This is a genomic window from Mesorhizobium sp. M1A.F.Ca.IN.022.07.1.1 (assembly GCF_003997575.1).
Lineage (GTDB): Bacteria > Pseudomonadota > Alphaproteobacteria > Rhizobiales > Rhizobiaceae > Mesorhizobium.
In genome coordinates, this window is sequence record NZ_RZST01000006.1 from 1 (window position 1) to 15,884 (window position 15,884).

11 protein-coding genes and 3 pseudogenes are annotated in these 15,884 nt (G+C 56.3%); 1 reads left to right on the forward strand and 13 read right to left on the reverse strand.

Annotated features, from left to right (window positions below):
* The 5 genes from EOA75_RS34455 to bamA form a co-directional block, all read right to left on the reverse strand.
* Positions 1 to 185: hypothetical protein (locus EOA75_RS34455; protein ID WP_206516954.1), on the reverse strand; the 185-nt coding region annotated here is incomplete at its 3' end.
* An 804-nt stretch (positions 186 to 989) separates the two neighbouring features.
* Positions 990 to 1,793, reverse strand: a complete 804-nt coding sequence (locus EOA75_RS02130; RefSeq protein WP_245456883.1) for an antitoxin Xre/MbcA/ParS toxin-binding domain-containing protein — start codon at positions 1,791 to 1,793, stop codon at positions 990 to 992.
* An 882-nt stretch (positions 1,794 to 2,675) separates the two neighbouring features.
* The gene (locus tag EOA75_RS02135) at positions 2,676 to 3,860 is read right to left on the reverse strand and encodes a patatin-like phospholipase family protein (RefSeq protein ID WP_245456885.1); all 1,185 of its coding nucleotides are present in this window, start codon (positions 3,858 to 3,860) and stop codon (positions 2,676 to 2,678) included.
* A 100-nt stretch (positions 3,861 to 3,960) separates the two neighbouring features.
* Entirely contained in the window at positions 3,961 to 4,359 is a 399-nt protein-coding gene (locus tag EOA75_RS02140; protein ID WP_127323503.1) for a MucR family transcriptional regulator, read from the reverse strand.
* A gap of 354 nt (positions 4,360 to 4,713) precedes the next feature.
* The gene (bamA, locus tag EOA75_RS02145; RefSeq protein WP_245466540.1) at positions 4,714 to 6,996 is read right to left on the reverse strand and encodes an outer membrane protein assembly factor BamA; all 2,283 of its coding nucleotides are present in this window, start codon (positions 6,994 to 6,996) and stop codon (positions 4,714 to 4,716) included.
* 667 nt (positions 6,997 to 7,663) lie between these two features.
* Here bamA and EOA75_RS02150 point away from each other — a divergent pair.
* Positions 7,664 to 7,999 carry a hypothetical protein gene (locus EOA75_RS02150; protein WP_127214146.1) on the forward strand — a complete coding sequence of 112 codons (336 nt, stop codon included), beginning with the start codon at positions 7,664 to 7,666 and terminating at the stop codon, positions 7,997 to 7,999.
* Between the two features lie 221 nt (positions 8,000 to 8,220).
* Here the strand turns inward: EOA75_RS02150 and EOA75_RS02155 are convergent, their stop codons facing one another.
* The 8 genes and pseudogenes from EOA75_RS02155 to EOA75_RS02190 all read right to left on the reverse strand — a co-directional run bounded on the left by EOA75_RS02155 (position 8,221) and on the right by EOA75_RS02190 (position 15,724).
* The gene (locus EOA75_RS02155; protein ID WP_164747242.1) at positions 8,221 to 9,024 is read right to left on the reverse strand and encodes a TolC family protein; all 804 of its coding nucleotides are present in this window, start codon (positions 9,022 to 9,024) and stop codon (positions 8,221 to 8,223) included.
* The gene (locus EOA75_RS02160) at positions 8,984 to 9,562 is read right to left on the reverse strand and encodes a TolC family protein (RefSeq protein ID WP_164747243.1); all 579 of its coding nucleotides are present in this window, start codon (positions 9,560 to 9,562) and stop codon (positions 8,984 to 8,986) included. Before EOA75_RS02160 ends, EOA75_RS02155 begins: the two co-directional genes overlap by 41 nt.
* Before the next feature lie 435 nt (positions 9,563 to 9,997).
* Positions 9,998 to 11,557 carry a type II and III secretion system protein family protein gene (locus EOA75_RS02165; protein ID WP_245466541.1) on the reverse strand — a complete coding sequence of 520 codons (1,560 nt, stop codon included), beginning with the start codon at positions 11,555 to 11,557 and terminating at the stop codon, positions 9,998 to 10,000.
* Between the two features lie 590 nt (positions 11,558 to 12,147).
* Positions 12,148 to 13,239, reverse strand: coding sequence for a porin (locus EOA75_RS02170; protein ID WP_127323506.1), 1,092 nt, complete (start codon positions 13,237 to 13,239; stop codon positions 12,148 to 12,150).
* An 853-nt stretch (positions 13,240 to 14,092) separates the two neighbouring features.
* Positions 14,093 to 14,182: pseudogene (locus EOA75_RS34840) on the reverse strand (hypothetical protein); the annotation flags it as partial.
* Between the two features lie 226 nt (positions 14,183 to 14,408).
* Positions 14,409 to 15,014: pseudogene (locus tag EOA75_RS02180) on the reverse strand (TCP-1/cpn60 chaperonin family protein); the annotation flags it as partial.
* A 95-nt stretch (positions 15,015 to 15,109) separates the two neighbouring features.
* Positions 15,110 to 15,333, reverse strand: a pseudogene (locus EOA75_RS02185) (co-chaperone GroES).
* 205 nt (positions 15,334 to 15,538) lie between these two features.
* Complete coding sequence (locus tag EOA75_RS02190) at positions 15,539 to 15,724, reverse strand: hypothetical protein (protein ID WP_127214156.1); 186 nt, start codon at positions 15,722 to 15,724, stop codon at positions 15,539 to 15,541.
* Between the last annotated feature and the right edge of the window lie 160 nt (positions 15,725 to 15,884).

Below are 15,884 nucleotides of genomic sequence, written 5' to 3' on the forward strand. Positions count from 1 at the left end.
CGTAATGCCTGTGAATCCGTGTTGGTGGAAACAGAGTTCGAGATGATCTCGAGCTCGGCGTTTCGCTGCTCTATGGTAGCCGATGCATTCCCGTCTTGGCTGGTCGCACCTAGCTCGGCATAGGCGATGCAGGGTACGCTCGTCCGGACGACGAGAACCAGCAATAAGTAGGACAAAAACTTCAAACGACGGTCTCCATTTCAATGATCCCAATCAATGGGATTCACGCCCCATCCCGACGATCGATGAGCACAGTTTGGTATTGTTTAGTTCGGCTTTCGCCCGCGTCGCGCGAGTGCCTCGGGTAGCAGCTGGGGAACATGGCTTATGGGGCGGGCCAGTTGGCCGCCGCCATTTGTCTATACAAAGTTTATTAACGGCGACTGGGGCCAGAATGTGGATGGGTCCCGAATACAAGTGGGATCGATAGATGTACTGCCGCGGCTGAATGGGTGTGATCGGGGTGTGAACTTGGCGGATGCCACGGCCAGTCGCACAACGCGATCGCAGTATTTGCCGAGCGACCCATCGAGCAGGAGCTGAAAGCCCGTCCGACTTGGCGCGGCGGCAGATCTCGTCGAGGGACTCGCCGTTGGTCGCCTCCAGCCCGCAAGCGACCGCTCTTGCTTCATCTTTGATGCATCGCGTCGTGATGACGGTCATTGCTGGTGAGGTCGACAGTCTCGCTGTCGACTTCCGAGATGCGCTGACCGACGATGTCGCGAATCCTTCACGGCCCGAAGCAGGTTGGCGATTCGCTTGAAATAGGAAGTTCAAAATAGCGACAGATCGATTTCCTGCCCCCCGGTTCATCAGCGCGACGCTAATTGGCCGAGCGGAGGGGCGAATTGGCATCGGCTACAATGGGCCGCTCGTGTCGCTCGATCACCCGCTCTCGAACCGGATTCACATTTGCTACGCGATGTGGCCCTCACCGGGAGGATCGCGTAACGGCGAAAACAAATTCTCAGAACCAGATCGCTAGTCCTTCAACCTCCTGTCAACCCGGAATGACGAGCGGCTCGCACAACGTCTTCGACAAGGTCTCGTCTGAGCAATTCAATAGGAGGACGGCCCCCAAGGTATGGCGATGGCGACACGAGCCAGAACCAAGCCAGCCGAGGATGCTTTGCCATCGCCAGTATGTCGGTCATTCCAAAAACGGGTCTGCCATCAACGAACTGAGCCAGCGGGAAGACGTGTCTGCCAAGCCCCCTGCGCAGGGCAATAACCTGGTTGCGCCGCTGCCAGCGGTGCAATGTCGATCTTGGTATCTGCAGGTTTGCTTCGAGATAGGTTGGCCCGGCAACCGGACCTGCCCAGTCCTCGATCCGTCTCGAGTCAACTGCCGTCCATCCCGCCTGGATCACATCAGAATCAGAGTCTCGGGTCGCGCTTGGCAGAGCCTGACGGGTGTTCTTGTCCCTTACCCATCGTGCCCCTTTGGTTGTAGGCCGAACGGGTTCTACCTGGCATTTTAAGTCGGTCACAGGCACGAAGCAGCCGATGTAAGGCGATGCCTGCGTCGCGCTGTTTAGCATATCTCCAGCATCCGACCGCGCCTTCAACTCGTCGATAACCAGTCCGATGTCCTTGGCCTCGCATTCATAAACCGCCATGTGGCTCCATTCACTCCACATCGAATTCTCAGGGTGTTCAGCGCGACGGAACTGTTGCGCGCTAACAATACCGGGAACTTGCAGCACGTCGCTTTGATGCGAATCCGCGATTGCGTTCTCATTTCCATCTCCGGATCCCGCGCTACTGAGCACGATTAGCTTGTAGCGTTGCATCGAGTCCCCCATGCGGCTTGCATTACCACTGTTTTTTTCCACTTCGGTTCGATCGGCTGCCCCGCGGCATCCCAACAGCCCTTGACTCTGGCTGCACTATTTCCTGCAGCAAGATCGATTCATATTTCTTCTTTCACCCAGCGAAGCTTCGAGAATTCCTCCTCGCCAGCAAGCGAGTCGAACTCTCCACAATGGCGTTACAGCACAATGTAAATGCCAAACTTTTCTGATCTATTTCGCCTTTTATCCGAATGTTTCTATCCGGTGCAATTTTGTAACGGCGCGTTTCTCGGCCAAACTTCCTTTCGCGGTCTCAGTTGCTGGAGGATCACGCCTCGCGTGCGATGTAGCTTGACTGGTGGTTTGCCGCGGCCCTCTGGAACAAGACGGGTTCCGTCAAGCTCCGGCAGCCACGAAACGATTGCCGGACGGCGGCGTCCGGCGGCCACGAAACTCGATCGTCTTGGGCGGGCACTCATCTAGCGGACGTCGTGAGGAGCCAAGCCCGGCGAGCCATCCGTCGCTCGGAACTCTTCGCCGAAGCTCACGACTTGACCAGCGTGTCGTCAACCGAGAATTGATCCGTGGACAGAAACGTCTCCGGTCCTGCGCTAGGTAGTACCGCGCCTAAGAATTTCGCGACGATGTCGCTGGCGGGGCAGCCGGTGATGGCTCCTCAAGAACACCGGGCGGTCCCACGCCGACCTCATCGCGGCCAGCCTGACGAGCCAGCGGGACAGAAGGCGTAATCCAGCCGCTCCATCAAAGGCTGCTTGGATTGAATAGAACGCTTGACGTAGCACTCGACATCAGAAACCTCTCAGGCCGAATCCATGGCCTCCCGATCGGCGAGTTGAGCACCTCAAACCCGCGCTCCAACGCCTATGGTGCAAATTCTGCCTTCGTTTCCGAGAATATGGGTTTATCCTTCCACAACTTTCCAGCAATGGTCTCCGAATAACCAAGCCTAAAGACAGACCGCATGTACTCCGTATTGAATGGATCGAGCACTGAGTAATCAATTTGTCTATCGATCGACGCCACGTGAAATCGGATACCAACACGTTGTGCGAACATATAGCTTGCCAGAAGTGCGCTTCGTGTTTGAGATTTGACCTGAATCGAGTAAGCGCGCGCCATGACGGACAGTGTATTGTTTTTTACGTTTTCAAATTCGGGCATCAGAGCGTTGTTGACAAGAACATACATATTGAGCCGAACTCCCGGCCGCGGCTTGGCCGGGTTTGCCGAGGTCATGAAGCCGTCCGGGACCGCCAGGATCTGAGAGCCAGAACCACCGTCGGAATGCATTTCCTCAAATACATGGTTTCCAGAATGTACTCGAATAAGGACCGCCGGATAGACTCCCGGAATGCTAGCCGAAGCGATTAGCACGTCTTGAAACAACCGTAGCGCATCGGGTTTACCACTATTGGCAATTGCGCCCATGTCCCAAATCACGGCTCGCTGCGAATCGAGATTTGAGGTCAGCACGAGCAGCCGGCGTCCCTTTCGGTACTCGACGGCCACTGTTTTCAAGACATCCTCGGTTATATACCTTTCAACCATCTTGCGAAGCGGTCCCTGCTTCAGAAGGCTTGTCCCCAGAAGCCCGGTAGGCAACCACTTCGCGTCGACGAGATTTTTCGCCACTCCACTGGTATAGAGATCGACAAGACGATCGTCATATGAAGATCCGAGGAAAGCATACGGCGCGATAAGGGCGCCGGTACTGACCCCGCTTACGATGTCGAATCGTGGTCGCGTTCCGGTCTCCGACCAAGCTTTCAGGACGCCCGCGCTGAAAGCCCCTCCGGACCCCCCGCCTGAGATGACGAGATAATTCATCTCAGCCTTCGATGAAGCGTGCGCGCGCTGTGGAGGCTTGGCCATCGTATCTGGCCGGGCATCCAAGTTCGTCCGGATGGCATGGAAGCCGCTCACTTGGGCGCTGTTTGCTTCGTCGGCTAGATAGGCGACGCGTTGAGTTGAAGTGCAACCAATCAGCAAGACCGCCAAGAGAATTTGACAAACAAGCCGAGTGCAGATGTTTGCCGGCGGGGTCACCAGATGACTTTCGTGCCTGAAGTCCAATCTCTACAAGTTCGCATCGCCGTCCCCACCGTGGTCATCAGGCTCGAACAGATACTCTGGGCTTGCAGCACTCTTAGACCCGCCGGCCGAGCCGCGCGGACTTGGCAAGTGCCGAACGTAGTGCAGCATAGTTGGGAGCAACCATTGGATAATCGGAAGGCAAGCCCCACTTGGCTCTATATTGGTCAAGCGTAAGACCGTAACGGGTCCTAAGATGCCGCTTCAGCGCCTTGAAGCGCTTGCCGTCTTCGAGGCATATGATGAAATCGGGCCTAACTGACTTCTTAAGTGGGATAGAAGCTTTTGAACGTTCCGGTACGACAGGACCGGCCGAAATAGCCTCCAACGAAGCGTACACCCGCCTGATGAGGGCCGGGATATCCGCCACTTGAACGGAGTTGTTCGAGACATAAGCGGAGACGATGTCCATGGCAACCGAGACGATTAAATCCTTTTCGGTGCCATTAGCCATTTTCGACTCTCCAAAAGCAGTGTAGGCATCGGACGGCACTATCAGTTATTGGTAATTAAATCGACGGAGAAATTTGTAACGGAATGTTGCTAAAATGGCCGCTAGAGATATTTTGAAACAAAGAAGGTTATGGCAAATCCTTCGACAAATTTTCTGACCGCGGGCGGCAGCCGCTGATTGCCACCTGCACGGACCAAGCGCTGCTCCAATCGGACGTCCTGGCCGCCATAGCGGTTCGAGGATCAACACATCCGGCAGACGGGCAAAAAACACCAGCATGACGACTGTCCACCTCAGGGCGCGCTCCAATGCCTAACACTCTTTTCCGTACCGATTGGTCGGCTTGCCCACCGTTCAGAAACGCGTGGCTAGACCGAAGTTGAATTCCTGAACGTCGTCAGTCGCCTCCTTCTTCACCGGTACGGCGTAGTCGATTCGAATTGGGCCAAAGGGGGACGCCCACATCAGGCTGAGACCGACCGAAGCGCGCCACTGCATACCAGTGGTCGAGGAATTGACTAAGGCTGAGTCGACTTCGCTGCCATACAGCGTTGCCGTATCGATAAACACCGCGCCACGCAGGCCGAAGCTTTCCGGAATGACGGGCAGAGGAAACTGCGCTTCGGCCGACGCATTGAAATAGGTGGTACCGCCAAGATGGTCGCCCGCCCCGTCAGAGTCCACCGGACCAATGCCGTCAGAGGCAAAGCCACGGATCATTTTGGTGCTACTCTGGAACTGGTCGAAGATACGCAGCCCGTCATTGCCATAGCCCTCTACATGGCCGGCGCCGGCCGAAATAAGGCCGACCAGATCCATCTGTTCGGACAAGGTCTGGTAGACGCTTGCCCGACCGGTCAACTTGACGAATTTCGCGTCGCCACCGAGCCCGGCTACTTCCGTAGTGAAGTTGGCGTAGAGCCCCTCATGCGGATTCTTCATGTCGTCGATGGTGTTGTAGACCAGACCAAGGCTGACCGACGACTTGACCCACGGGCTTTCCGCCACGCCCTGCTGGATAGCCTGGGAGACGTTGCACTTAGAAAGATCAAGCGATCCATCGCTCAAGCAGTCATCCGGATAGGAGTATTTTTCCTGCGAGATGTTGTAGGCGAGCTGCGTTGAAATACTGTCGGTGATCGGCAGGCCGAAGCGAATGGTCGCTCCCAAGGTGTCACTATCGTAGTGGTCATATTCCCTGGTCTGCTTGTAGATGTCGAAGCCGGCGGAGATGCGCCGTCCAAGGAAATAGGGTTCGGTGGAAGACAGGCTGTAGTCCCGCGAACTGCTCCCTCCGGACGCTGATAGCTTGATGAACTGGCCGCGGCCTAGAAAGTTGCGCTCGGTAATCGACCCTTCAAGCGTCACGCCCGGATCGGACCCTGTTGAATAGCCGCCGCCGATCGAGAAGTCGCCGCTCGATTTCTCGAACAGGTTGACCACAATCACGACGAGGTCGGGCTCCGATCCGGGCTCGGCGGTGATGTCGACCTTCTCAAAATAGTCAAGCGCCTCCAGCCGCTTTTTTGCCCGTTGAATTAGGATCTGATTGAAGGCGTCTCCTTCGCTGACCTCGAACTCACGGCGCACGACATAGTCGCGCGTGCGCTGATTGCCGCGGATCTCGATGCGCTCAATATAGGCCTTGGCGCCCTGATCGATCGTGTAGACAACTGAGATGGTGCGGTTATCGAAGTTGCGAGCGCCGCGCGGCGTTACCTGGGCAAAAGGATAGCCGGAACCGGCAACCTTCTCGGTCAACGCGGTGACAGTGTCCTCGACATTCTTGGCATTGTAGATGTCGCCCTTATGGGTTTCGACCACCGACTCCAGTGCCTTGCCGTCGAGCTCGGGGAGCGTGCTATCGACATTGACATCACCGAATGCGTAGCGCTCGCCTTCCCGAACGGTGATCGTGACGGTATACTTGTTGGTGTTTTCGTCCAGTTCACCGACCGCAGAGACGACCTGGAAGTCGGCATAACCGTGATTGTAGTAGAAGCGTCGCAGCAGCTCCTGGTCAGCGCGTAATTTGTCCTCGTCATAGACGTCGTCGCGAAGAAGGAATGACAGGTAAGATGTACGTCTGGTCGTAATGACATCCGATAGACGCCGGCTTGAAAAAGCGACGTTACCGACGAAGTTAATGGCCGTGATTTGGGTGCGATCCCCTTCGTTGATGGTGAAAATCACGTTCACACGATTTTCGTCGAGCTTCGTGACTTGTGAGGTCACAGCGGTGTGATCGCGGCCGATTTTCTTGTAGGCAGCCTTGATCGCCTGAACGTCGGCATCAAGCGCTGATTGAGAAAACGAGCCCCGTGGCTTCAATTGGATTCCCAAAGCTAATTGCGTGTCTTTGAGTTTCTTGTTACCCCGGAAGAGGACTTGGTTGACGATCTGGTACTCCGAAACTTTAACTATAAGCTTGGATCCAACTTGGTTGATCTCAACGTCCGAAAACAGTCCCATGCCGAACAGCGCCTTGACCGCATTGTCCATGTCGGCACTGGAGAATTCCTTCCCGGGCTTTATGGACACGTAGTCGCGGATGACGTCGGCATCGACACGCTGGTTGCCAATCACCTCGACACTGGAAACCACGGCAGCCCGCGCACTGTCGACAGCAACAAACAAAGCTATCGCCAAGGAGACGTATAAAAACCTGAACAAACCGAGACATCCTTTTATGATTGGGAAAAGCAGGGACAAGAAGGCTGGTTTCTCGGTCGCGGCCGGATGCGGAGGACGGCCCGGAACAGCGTCAAAACCGGCCTTCTGAGGACTACTCGCTTGTTCTTCGGGAGACGAGCCGAGCGACCCGCAGCGCCGCGCCAGGGGCGGGACGTTCGTCGAGGCCAGCATAGTTGCTAAAAATAGTTATGAGCTTGTTTTTCATGCGATCTTCCTGACGTCGGGGGCTAATTTTAGGAAGCGCACGTATCTCGAATTAGTCCATTTTGTATCGAAGCGTTTCCGCAATGGGGATTTTTGCAAACGAACGTTGCGGTGCTGCTGTTTGGCGAGATTTAGCCACAAAATTTTCCGCCCGCTTGGGCTGCCACGTTGTCGATAGCAGCCCCCCGAAAAACTTAGTTCTTATGCACAATCGCGGATAGAAATCGTGTCTCTGCGCCACCGAGGCGCCGCGCGTGCGCCAGCTACATTCAAGAGATAAGCCCTCATCAGTATGCCGCGGTAGTCACCCAAGAAGACTTGCGGTGTATCTGGCCGCGCCACAGATCGCATCTGCTTTGGTGGCCAGAACCGGATCCCTGCGGATGGTGCTGGTCTACTCTCGCTGTTGCGGCTCGCCGCTTGCCTGACACCTGTCATCGTTGGTGAGAGTATTGAAACGGAGCAGCAGCTCGACGCAACCCGCGCCGTAGATGCACCCTATGGCACGGGCCGGATGTTCGAGCGTCCGATGACGGCGAGCTGGACCGTGCCGGATGATCTGATCGGCACCTTGCTCGCCGCCGCCATGATAGCGAACGGAGCGCTCCTGTCTCCCTCCGGCGCGTCACGACAAACCCTCGCGGGCCGCAAGGGAACGGACCATCCGCTGTCGCGCACCGACCGCGTCAGCGACAAAATGCGAGCGCTGATCAGTCGAGCAAGATCTGAAGAGCCGTCATGATCGGCACGTCCGTTCCGTTTGAGAATGGGATACACTCGTCTATAGCAGTAAAAATCATCCATCGCGGAATGTGTTCGGCAATCGGAACAACTCCTCCGTGCTCGAGAGGTTTGGTCGAGAACACCGATATTGGATCTCTACCAAAATGTCGCATGGCGGTAATTTCCTCCGGCGCCCAGATTTAAGGTTTGAGATGACGACCCCGGTGGGTAGACTATGCTCTATTTTGCCGCCGGTGCCGCTTTGCATAAAGAGATATAATGCTCTGCCTGACTACGCACCGCCTCGGCGAGCGACTCCTGCGCCTCCAAGTAGTCGCGCTGCGAATCCAGCACGTTAAAGATGGGGCCTGCGCCGAGCTTGAAACTGGTTTGCCCGAGTTCGATCATTCTGCGCGATGTAGAAACAAGCTTTTGCTGCGCGGCGACGTTCTGGTCATCCTTGTTGTAGGCGGCCAGCGACTTTTCGACCTCCGCGATTGCGGAGAGCGCTGCGGAACTCCATGCCGCACGAGCTTCCTCCAGCTTAGCTTTGGCATCGGCAAGATTGGCCTTATTCTTGCCTGCGTCAAAAATCGGCGCCGTGAAGTTGGCAGCGATCAGCCAGACGTTGACGTGACCACTATCGATAACCTGGGTTGGCGTCAGGTAGCCAGACAGATCCAGGCTCGGATAAAATGCGGCTTGCGCGACACCAACATTCTCCGCCGCAGCCGCGAAATTGCTTTCCGCAGTTTGGATGTCCGAACGATTGCGTATGACGTCGGCAGGAATGCCAACACCGATCTTATATCGAGGGATCGGCTGAGCCTTCCCCTTCCTCAGCGTAATCTTCAGGTCCGCAACGGACTGCCCCGTCAGCGATGCAAGCTCGTCGATTGAGGATCCCAGTTGAACTTCAAGATTTGGAATTGATGCAGCTGCTTTAGCGACGAGTTGCTCGCCCTGAACGATCTGAAGGTCGCTTGAGTTACCTGCCGCTTGACTATCGCGCACGAAGGCGAGACTGCGCTGCCGGTTTGCCACCGTGTCTTTCCGATATTTGAATGCGTCGCTGATAATACCGGACATCGACATAAGTTGACGCAATCGATGCAAGAAGTTCGTTTTCGGCTTGAGTCTGGTCCGATATCGCCGCGGCGAGTTTCGCCTCCGCAGCGCGTTTCTGCGCATGCTTTGCGCCGAAGAGATCCACAGTCCAATCGCCGGACACCGTACTGTATTTGTTGCTGTGGCTGGTGCCGAAGCCGTATTTGTCGCCGCGTGATGAGCCAACTCCCGCGCTGAGCGAGGGGAAAAGGCTCGAGCTCGCAATACCAACCTCGGCGCGAGCCTGCTCGACCTTCGCCGATGCCTGTCGAAGCCTAGGATTTTGACTTCTGCCCGTTGCGATCAGAACTGCCAGCTCCTTGTCTGCAAATCCCGACCACCACTCCGCCTTTATGGGCGACACATGCAGCTGCGGCTTCGGCGGCGCCCCCGCGAAACGGGCAGGTAGATCTGCAGAAGGGGGCGCGATCAGGACGTCGGAACAGGACGAAACCAACAAGGCAAATGCGACCATTGCAGTGGCCACCAGCGAGCGAGAAAACATCACGTGATCAACCTAAATAAATTCAATGTCTTGCGCGCTCACCCAATCGCGACAATGGTCAGGACTGTCCGCGATTTAGCGCGTCGTGCAGGCTCAGCGGAACTGGTTGACGAGGCGAATTCAGAATCCGCGGAAGCAATCATGTCGGTTCGTGTCCTTCGGTCGGAACTACCGAATCCTAGGTCACCCTTATGCCCCTTCACGATCCGACACTGCACGGTCCAATCACCATATGTATGTTTCAAAGTTGGCGTGGCCCCGTCTATAAGTGTCGACTCCTCTCCGGGCGCGTTATGAACCGCCGGCGAACCGGGGTGATCGACAGCTGTACCAGCGAAGAACGAGCCGGCGTGTACGGCCGAATGTAACGCCATTATTTTTTTGATATTAAATATAGAACAATTCTCATTTGTAAATATAGCCAACTGACCCGTAGTATATTTCTCCGGATTTCTTCATATTACCTACTCCATATATTCTGTTAATCTCCCCCAAAAACATTCCTGCTGCATCCCCGGCCGGCTCAAAATTATCATCTGGCTTAGACAAATCCTTCGTCGGCACTGGGCGCACTAGATATGGTGTTACGATGATAACCAGTTCAGTTTCGTTGCGCACAAAATCCCGACTTCGGAATAATGTGCCAAGCACCGGGATTTTAGAAAGTCCAGGATAGCCGCTCACGGCTTGCCGAACGTCATCGCGCACCAAACCGGCTATCATCATCGACCCGCCAGATGGCAACTCGACGGTTGTGTCCGCAAGGCGTTTGCGTATGGACAAAATGTTTGAACCCACCGCGTAGCTCTTGCTTCCGCTGTCACTTTCAGTCGAACTCCCAGCGATGGATACCGAACCTTCTAGTGTCGGCTCGGACACCTGGGTGCGGATTTTAAGACTTATACGACCAGCCGCAAGAACAACCGGCTGAAACTCGAGGCCAATTCCATATTCCACGGTTTCTGTGCTATAGTCTGTCTTTCCATCGCTATCCGTCGATGAACTCTTTACAATATTATAATCACCCCCAACCCGGAAGGTCGCTTTTTCACCCGAGACCGCGGTCAACGTTGGTTCGGCAAGTGTCTTCATGACACCGGCTTGCTCCATCGCATTGATTGAAGCGTCCAGCCCGGAGGAACTGATGCTGACCCCTGTGTTAGAAAGCGCCTTTCCAAGACCGTATGGATTGTCACTCACAGCACCCCAGCTGATGCCGTTGCTAGAACCAGACGCGGTGAGGTTCACGCCCAGTTGCTTCATCACTGCGCGAGTAACTTCTGCGACAGTCACCTTCAGGGTAACCTGATCGTCGCCAGATATCGTCAGCAGGTTCACGATCTTGCTGTCCCGCCGCTCGCTATCCGGGTTGTTAATCGTCACCCCACTTTGAGATGAGCCGCCGCTTGCGGTTTGCGAATACTGGCCCGTGGTCGCTTCGCCGCCGCTTACAAATATTTCCGCGAGGCTCACGGCACGCGAAGAGTCCAGCGGAGTGTCGACGCTGCCGGTTAGCACGACATTGTCGTTCAGGAGTTCAACGGTGATTTTTGAGCTTGGGATATAGCGCTTCAGGTAGGCCTCTAAGCCGGCCACATCGCGCTCGACGACAAGGTTGATGTTGGCAATTTGCTCCTGATTGGCGTCGAACACGAAGATGTTCGTCTCACCGACCTGCTTGCCAAAGAGATATATCCTGCGAGCCGTGCGCATTACAGCATCGGCCACAGAAGGATTGCCGACCAGAATGTCACTGGCGTCCCCGGGAATATCCAGCACCAAAGCCTTGTTCAGTCCGATTTTTACACGCTGTACCCCACCTTGACCTTGCCTTTCCACAGTCTGGCTGCTGCCTGCTTCAGCGTTGGGTAGCTCAGCCAAGGTAACAAGATACGCCATCCCAAGCGAGGATACGAAGAAAAGGAGTTTGCACGCAGTTTGCTCCAAGCTCCCCAGGTTGCACATGGTCTCTCCGCTGGCGCTATTGAACTATCTTGTGCAAGTAAACAGATGATTCGCTCCGTTAAATTGACAGGCGGACTTTTCCGGGTTATTTCCATGCATGTCCGAATGTTTCTCGTAAGTCTTTTTTTGTGACGTTTCCGCCGTATCCTTCCGGCACCGCGCAAGGGAGACGACGATTTCTGAAGCGGCATCTCTAAGTTTCCCATCCGATTTTTGCCTCCGCCGAAGCTAGCAGCCTGCCAAAAAATCGCTTGTTGACATAAGGCCGGGCGCGGAGACGGCCAGGATATCCTTCGCCGACGCCAAGCTTCTCTTTGGTCACCGCTACGCCCGCTCCCGGGGACGAACGAGCGTCGCCTGGCAGTGCCTCTTGGCAGCCGCAGCTCCGAACATGAAAAGATCGCAATCAACCTCTCAAACCGGCCTCGCATGAGGCTCAGGCTACCGCGGCGGCATCCTGGCGTCCTCTCCTGACACCAATTCGCTGAGGTCGATCAGGCCGCAAAACAAACCCCGCCGAAAATCGACGGGGTTCGTCAGAGGTCTGAAGGTCCGCAGCCGACGCTGCGGACCTTGCCACCAAACGAGGTCTAGAACGAGCGCTGAAAGCGCAGTATCCCGCCAATTCCGTCCGAAGAAGCGTGATAGACACTGGTGCCTTTGCTGAAATAATCGGCCTCGGCCGTAACCGTGAAGCCCGGAACGATATCATAGGCGATGTTCGCAGCCAGACCGAACGTCTTGCCTTCGTCATAGGACGCCTGGACGTTGAACGAGGTCTTTTTGTTGAACTGATAGGTGCCGCCGCCCCAGATTGCCCAGTTGCCGTCCCACAGCTTGTAGAAGTTGTGGTCGGCGTTCGAGTCCGAGCCGTAACCGCCCATGGCGAACAACGACAGTTCGTTGGTGGCGTTCATGTCCAGGCGGACTTTTCCGGCCACTTCCTCATAGTTGCTGTCATAGCCAAGCACGCCGGTGATGGCGCCCCAGCCCTGCGTGTACTTCACGCCGCCGGCAACATGCGGAACATAGCTGTCGATCGTATAGTCGCCGTCGCCTTCTTCGAGAGAGACCACGGCCGAGAAGCCGTTGCCGGCATCGAAGTAGTACTGGACGACATTGGTGTCGAAATCGCCGTAGGGGACGATCGTGTCGTCAATGACGTTGCCTGCGTAGCCGATGAACGTATTGAAGGCCGATTCGTCCTTACCGACGCGGAGGCCACCGAGCTGGATCCAGGCGAAGTTCAGCGAGACGCCCTTGTTGCGAGCCTGCCAATCAGTCGAGTCGGTGCCGAGATAATCACCGCTGCTGTTGCCGAAGTTGAAGCGGGTCTCGGTGTAGGTCTTCAACGTGCCGAGTTCGGTTTCCTGGCCGGTCCAGGTCTTCAGCGTGAAACGGGCTTGCTTGTAGTAGGTATCGTTGTTCCCGTCGCCTTGGCGATCCGGAACGTTCTGCACACCTTCTCGGTCACCCACGCCGATGTCATAGCGGACATAGCCGCCGATGCGCAGGCAGGTTTCGGTGCCGGGGATATAGAAGTAGCCCGAACCGTATACGTCGCAGATCTTGACGTATTGGGCCGGTTCCGGTTCGGCGACCGTCACCGCGTCGGCGGCGCGAGCACCGGAGACTGCGATCAGGGCCGCAGCTGAGCCGAGAAGAAGGCTCTTGATGTTCATTTTTGGACCTCCAGTAAAGTTAAAGGGGCTGGCCAAAATTTCCGCCTTCGTCCCCAGCTTAAGAAGCAGCGCGGGACGCCACCTCTGCGCAAATGGATTACCCATGAGTCGCGATTCTTCAATAAAGTTTCTGTCGAATTAAATCGCTAGCCAATAGTATCCTTCGCTACTGTTGCGCAAATACCACTTAATTTGGACGTCTGATACATGTAATACTTGTGATACATGTGGCACAACTAAATCATTTGGAACATATGGCATTATTTTTTTCGAACAACATCAGCTTTCCGCTCGGCTTCGACTAGGTTTTCTTGTCTAGTTAGCTTGGTATTTCAGGGCTTAGGAAAGCGGTTCCGTCAGGAACCAAGCACGACGGCGAGCGACCTCTGCCACGTCTTCAACCAGGTCTCGTCTGCAATTCGATTGGGAGTACGGTCCGCGAGATACGGTGAGACGACACGAGCCAGGACTGGCTGTTGATCCGGGCTTACATGCCAGGTCAAGAGCCGTGTTTAGGGCGGCATCGGTTGCTCCAATGGCGGCCGAATCCAGAGCTGAGCCCGATCGCGTGGCACGACTCGGTCAATCGAGCCTGGTTAAGCTCACACACGGTCGCCGCTTGAGGACGGCTGCACCAATATTCCGCTTGCGGCGGCACGGCCCAGAAGGCGAGATCAGGCCTCGAGGGATGAGTGTGTCGGTGTGGTCTCGTCAGACAGCTTCATGACGCCCCCTTCTATGAAAACGCCTGCGGTCCACAGCGCCACAGGCAGCTTCCTTGCAGGGGCGACGATGGTTTGTCTTTTTGAGGCCTGATTGCGCATTACGCGTTCGTGGAACCAGCGGGAAGCGCCTAAGGCGGTTGATTGCGCAACCACAGCCGGGCCAACTCGATCATGGTCGTTCGCAGCCGGGAGTTGCCGAGCTTCGAGACGCCTTGCTTGCGCTGGACCGATCCGCTCTCGCAGGGTGTCGGCGCGAGACCGGCATAGGCGGCGACTTGTCAGCGATTATCGAAGTGTCTGAACAGCCCTTCGGCGCAAAAGAGGGCCCCACACTCGGGCCTGATTCCGTTCAGATCGAGCAATGTCGCCGCTGGAGTCTCGGCTACTTCGACTGCCAGCGGAGCGTCACGCTCGGCCTGCACCTCTTTGATCTGGGCTATCACCATAGCCCCGGTCGAATTGCAGACCTTCGACGACGTCGAGTTCGGTCTCGAAACTCTTCGCCTCTTCGACGGTGATGACACCTTCATTGCCGACCTTCTCAACCGCCGTGGCGATGATCCGGCCGCCTATTTCCGCGGCGCGCCGTTCGCCGAAACGGTGCCGACCTGCGCCACCTCTTCCGACGAGGCGACCTTGCGGGGGCCCTTCTTGATATCGGCGATGGCGGCGGCCACAGCGAGGTCGATGCCGCGCCTCAGATCCTGCGGATTAAGACCGGCGGCGACGTATTTCGCGCCCTGCTTGACGATCGCTTGAGCCAGAACCGTCGCGGTCGTGGTGCCGTCGCCGGCAAGATCATTGGTCTTGGAGGCGACCTCGCGCAGCAGCAGCTGCGCGCCGAGATTCTCGAACTTGTCTTCGAGCTCGATTTCCTTGGCGACGGTGACGCCATCCTTGGTGATGCGCGGCGCGCCGAAGTATTTGTTCGATGACGACGTTGCGGCCCTTGGGTCTCAGCGTGACCTTCACGGCGTTGGCGAGGATGTCCACGCCGCGCAGCAGGCAGTCGCGGGCGTCGGTTGAAAATTTCACGTCCTTGGCGGCCATGATCATTGCCTCCTGGACTTGGTCTTGGAAAGGGGTCAGGCGATGATGCCGAAAATGTCGAATTCCTTGGCGATCAGCAGGTCCTGCCCGCAGATCTAGACCTCGGTGCCGGAGCATTTACCGAACGGCACGCGATCGCCGGCCTTGACGTCCAGTGGAACGAGCTTGCCCGTCTCGTCGCGGCTGCCGGGGCCGACCGAAACAACTTCGCCTTCCTGCGGTTTTTCCTTGGCCGTATCGGGATGATGATGCCGGCCGCCGTCTTTTCTTCACTGATCCGGCGGATCACCACCCGATCATGCAAGGGCTTGGATCCCATGACATATCTCCATTGCTAAACTTGACAGTCTCCTCATCGAAGTGCTGACAAGTTGTAGCGAAGGCCGCAAAACCGAAGCAAAAACGTTCATTGCGTTGTTGGAAAGATTTGGAGCACACTTTTGCCGACGCCTTTCATCTTGGCGCACGCCGCCATCGAGGGACGCAACTGGGCAGGCCCATCGGGATCGGCCCGCGACTGCTGTTCAAACGCCTAGGCAAACAATCTCCTCGGCAGGAAAAGCTTCAGTGCTGAGGACGGCCTTTTCGACAGGTTTGCCGTACCTAACCTTTTGCCAGTGGCCGGCGCGCGGTCGGGCAATGTCGAAGAGATCGCAAGTCATGGCAATGTGCTGATCGCGCACGTTGAGTACGCGGGCGATCTCGGTCATCGGCTTCGACCATACAAGTTCGAAGAGGGCAGCCCGGCTTAGTTCATACATCATCAACTCCCGGCGTCATGAAGCTTCTGCCTCGCCTGGATTCTTTCTGCGAGATGCCTCTAACCGTTGCCAGGAAAGCAGTGCCAATGCCGCCATGACGAGTCCGAGG

Bases quoted from the DNA above. Each gene is read 5' to 3' on its own strand.
- EOA75_RS02130 (WP_245456883.1), bottom strand. From the start codon at position 1,793: ATGCAACGCTACAAGCTAATCGTGCTCAGTAGCGCGGGATCCGGAGAT.
- EOA75_RS02140 (WP_127323503.1), bottom strand. From the start codon at position 4,359: ATGGCTAATGGCACCGAAAAGGATTTAATCGTCTCGGTTGCCATGGAC.
- EOA75_RS02160 (WP_164747243.1), bottom strand. From the start codon at position 9,562: ATGGTCGCATTTGCCTTGTTGGTTTCGTCCTGTTCCGACGTCCTGATC.
- EOA75_RS02165 (WP_245466541.1), bottom strand. From the start codon at position 11,557: ATGTGCAACCTGGGGAGCTTGGAGCAAACTGCGTGCAAACTCCTTTTC.
- EOA75_RS02170 (WP_127323506.1), bottom strand. From the start codon at position 13,239: ATGAACATCAAGAGCCTTCTTCTCGGCTCAGCTGCGGCCCTGATCGCA.
- EOA75_RS02190 (WP_127214156.1), bottom strand. From the start codon at position 15,724: ATGACCGAGATCGCCCGCGTACTCAACGTGCGCGATCAGCACATTGCC.